The sequence below is a fragment of the Thauera sp. genome (assembly GCF_035444905.1).
GTDB lineage: Bacteria > Pseudomonadota > Gammaproteobacteria > Burkholderiales > Rhodocyclaceae > Thauera.
The window spans coordinates 1-2,843 of sequence record NZ_DAOMPS010000125.1; the positions used below are offsets into that span (position 1 = coordinate 1).

The 2,843-nt window shown below is 66.9% G+C and carries 3 protein-coding genes; 2 read left to right on the top strand and 1 reads right to left on the bottom strand.

The features are described 5' to 3' along the window. Positions 1–7: 7 nt before the first annotated feature. Complete coding sequence (locus PLC66_RS22450) at positions 8–418, bottom strand: hypothetical protein (protein ID WP_021250629.1); 411 nt, start codon at positions 416–418, stop codon at positions 8–10. A 325-nt stretch (positions 419–743) separates the two neighbouring features. On the opposite strand from PLC66_RS22450, the gene PLC66_RS22455 reads away from it, so the two are divergent. Both PLC66_RS22455 and chrA read left to right on the top strand, forming a co-directional pair. Next, positions 744–1,688 (top strand): chromate resistance protein ChrB domain-containing protein, encoded by a 945-nt coding sequence (locus PLC66_RS22455; protein ID WP_021250628.1) that lies wholly within the window; start codon positions 744–746, stop codon positions 1,686–1,688. Beyond that, positions 1,685–2,843: chromate efflux transporter (chrA, locus tag PLC66_RS22460; RefSeq protein WP_324544399.1), on the top strand; the 1,159-nt coding region annotated here is incomplete at its 3' end. The genes PLC66_RS22455 and chrA, both read left to right, overlap by 4 nt.

The window sequence follows — 2,843 nt, forward strand, 5'->3', positions numbered from 1 at the left end:
CGACAGGTCAAACGATCAGGAGACGTTTTGGCGGGCGCTCGAGCGTGGCGCAGGGCGCGGGATAGACGGAGCGACGGTCGTCGGCGACCCACTGGTCAGAAAGCGGTGGGATACCCATCGCGTGCGCCGGCGGGACGTTTGGCTTGTCGTGGCTGTGGTCGGCCGCGTTGTGACCGTGTTGGTGGGGGCCGCCCTCGTCCTCAAAGTCATCATGGCTGTGGCCATGATCGTCTTGACCCAAGTCTGCAGCGGCAAAGGCATGCACGTGCGTGGTTGCACGCAAGGGGTCGTGAGACAGGGAGATCGCGCTCGAGAACGCGAACAGCGCATGCGAGAGCATCAGCAGCCCGACCAAGCCCCTCGCCAACGCGCGGGCGATCTTTTGCGAGAAGAGGGAGGGGGCGGCAAACACGGTCATGTCGGGTCGGTTTCGCGAGGGCTGGGCGCCTTCGGCGATCCGTGGGCCGTTTTATACAGGAGTCCGGCTTGTTGCGGGAAATTCGAAACAATCGGAAACGTCGGGGCTGTGGCGAGAATTGCCCCGCCCACGCATGGGTGCAACGCCGCTGCCGCCACCGACCCTGGGGGCGAGGCAAGGCGCACAGCCAGTGGACCTGTGGCCCGATCGGCCATCATTCCGATGCGGTTTGCGAGGTCGCCCAGGAGGGATAGGCTGCGGATATTGGTAATAATTGAAACTGCGCGTTACAGTTCAAACATTCATTAGTTTGAGGAGCCCGGTATTGAGCTATCTCGCCCTTTTCGTCAGCCTGCCCACCAAGGCCTCGACCGGCCGCATGCGCGTCTGGCGCTCGGTCAAGGCCCTGGGCTGCGCGACGCTGCGCGACGGGGTGTATCTGCTACCGGACTCGGCCGACAGCGCTGCGGTGCTGGACGAGGTGGCCGGGCAAGCGGTGGAGGCCGGGGGGAGCGGCGAGATTTACCGTCTGTCGGGGTGCGACGAGGCAAGAGAAGACGCGCTGCGCGCCCTGTTCGACCGGGGCGAGGAGTACGCCAACATCGCCGGGGAGATCAAGGACCTCGGGCGGATCCAGGCATCGCTCGACGGCGCCGTCGCAGCGCGTAAGCTCCAGGCGCTCGTGCGCCGCTTCGAGCAATTGACGCACATCGATTTCTTCCCCGGCGAGGCGCAGCGGCAGACCCTGAGCCTGCTCGACGATCTGCGCGATACGCTCATCCGCCGCATGGCTCCCGACGAACCGACTGCCCGCCAGGCCGACATTCCAAGACGCGCACGCGCCGACTATCAGGGCCGCATCTGGGCCACGCGCGCACGTCCGTGGGTGGACCGGCTGGCCACGGCCTGGCTCATCCGCCGCTTCATCGACCCGAAGGCCCGCATCGTCTGGCTGGCGAGTCCCCGCGACTGCCAGGCCGACTGGCTCGGCTTCGATTTCGACGGTGCGACGTTCAGCCATGTTGGCGCCCGGGTCACCTTCGAGACCTTACTGGCCAGCTTCGGGCTGGAGGCGGACCCCGCGCTGCTGCGGCTGGGCGAGCTGGTGCATTGCCTGGACGCGGGCGGGCTGCCGGTGCCGGAGGCGCCAGGCATCGAAGCGCTGCTCGCCGGCTTGCGGGCATCCGAGCCCGACGACGACGTGCTGCTCGGCCGTGCGTGCGAGGTCTTCGACTGGCTGCTGCAGAACTACAAGGACAAGACCACGTGAACACCTCGCCCCCAACCCAGGCGCGACCCGCCCACCCCTCTTTCCGCGAGGCCTTCCTCTACTGGCTCAAGCTCGGCTTCATCAGCTTCGGCGGTCCCGCCGGGCAGATCGCGATCATGCACCAAGAGCTGGTGGAAAAACGGCGCTGGATTTCCGAGCACCGTTTCCTGCATGCGCTCAATTACTGCATGCTGCTGCCCGGTCCCGAGGCGCAGCAGCTCGCCATCTACATCGGCTGGCTGCTGCATCGCACCTGGGGCGGCATCGTCGCCGGCGTCCTGTTCGTGCTGCCCTCGCTCTTCATCCTCGCGGCGCTCACCTACGTCTATCTGGCCTTCGGCAACCTGACCTTCGTGCAGGGGGTGTTCAACGGCATCAAGCCGGCGGTGGTGGCCATCGTCGTCTTCGCCGCCTGGCGCATCGGCTCGCGGGCATTGAAGAACAATGTGCTTTGGGCGCTGGCGGCAGCGTCCTTCGTCGCCATCTTTGTCTTCGGCGTCCCCTTCCCCTACATCGTGCTCGTGGCCGGCATCCTGGGCTACATCGGCGGCCGGGTGATGCCGGACAAGTTCCGGGTGGGCGGCGGGCACGGGGCCAGCGACAAGGACTACGGCCCGGCGCTCATCGACGACGACACCCCGCCGATGGCCCACACCCGGTTCCGCTGGTCCTACCTCGTCACGCTGCTGATCGCGGCCCTGGCACTCTGGGTCGGGGCCATGGCGATGCTGGAGGATCCCGTACTGCGCGACATGGGCGAGTTCTTCACCAAGGCGGCGCTGCTGACCTTCGGCGGCGCCTATGCCGTGCTGCCCTACGTCTATCAGGGCGGCGTGGAGACCTACGGCTGGCTGACCGGCACGCAGATGATCGACGGCCTGGCGCTCGGCGAGACCACGCCGGGACCGCTGATCATGGTGGTGTCCTTCGTCGGCTTCGTCGGCGCCTGGACCAAGGAAATCTTCGGGCCGGATGCGCTGGCGCTCGCCGGCATGGCGGGCGCCACGGTCGCCACCTTCTTCACCTTCCTGCCCAGTTTCGTGTTCATCCTGGCCGGGGCGCCGCTGGTGGAATCCACCCACGGCGACCTGAAGTTCACTGCGCCGCTCACCGGCATCACCGCCGCCGTGGTGGGCGTGGTGCTCAACCTGGCCC

Coding starts and splice junctions, on each gene's coding strand:
- PLC66_RS22450 (WP_021250629.1), bottom strand. CDS start 418: ATGACCGTGTTTGCCGCCCCCTCCCTCTTCTCGCAAAAGATCGCCCGC.